This window comes from Streptococcus sp. HMSC057G03, assembly GCF_001808745.1.
GTDB lineage: Bacteria > Bacillota > Bacilli > Lactobacillales > Streptococcaceae > Streptococcus > Streptococcus parasanguinis_Z.
On record NZ_KV794429.1, the window covers coordinates 14,309 to 15,276 of the forward strand.

1 pseudogene is annotated in these 968 nt (G+C 43.7%); it reads left to right on the forward strand.

The annotated features are described in order from the left end of the window. Positions 1-968 (forward strand): annotated as a pseudogene (locus HMPREF2686_RS10715) (CshA family fibrillar surface protein C); the annotation flags it as partial.

The window sequence follows — 968 nt, forward strand, 5'->3', positions numbered from 1 at the left end:
ACCGTAACCTTCGTACCAGAAAAATCATTCACTGGAACTGCTACAGGCGTAACAGTGAAACGCGTGGACAAGAACGGTACTGAAATCACAGCTAAGTACACACCAACTGTGACACCAGTAACACCAACAGCAACACCAGCTGAATCAACAGATATCCAAGGTGCAACTCAAACTGGTAAACCTAAATTCACCGAAGGTGACAGCCGTGTGCCTATGAACGATGATGTTCCAGCAACCTTCGATGATGGATCAACTACGAAGACTATAGATGGCGTTGGTACTTACACAGTAGCAGCAGACGGAACAGTGACATTCGTACCTGAGAAATCATTTACTGGTACTGCTCCAGCAGTGACGGTTGTTCGCGAAGATAAGAACGGAACAAAAGCTTCTGCAACTTACACACCAACTGTAACTCCAGTAACTCCAACTGCAACACCAGCTGAATCTACTGGACCTCAAGGTCTTGTTCAAACTGGCACTGTAACCTTCACTGAAGGTGATGAAGTAGCTCCAATTAACAAGGATTCGATTACTCTTCTTGATGAAAATGGTCAACCAGCAGCATCAGTAGAAGCGAAATCACCAGCAGGTGATGTGATCGGTACATACACAGTTGATAAAGATACAGGTGTAGTTACTTTCACACCAACAGATAAATCTTATTCAGGGGATGTTGTCCCAGTTAAGGTTCAAGCAGCTGATGCAAATGGAACTACAGTTGAAACAACTTATACACCGAAGATTACTCCGGTTGTTCCAACTTCTGAAGATGCTACATCGACAGATATTCAAGGTCAAACACAATCTGGTAAACCAACCTTCACGGAAGGCAATCCAAATGTTCCAATCGATGAAGATACTCCAGCTACCTTCGAAGATGGCTCAACCACTAAGACAGTAGATGGTGAAGGAACATATACTGTTGCTCCAGATGGAACCGTAACCTTCGTACCAGAAAAATCATT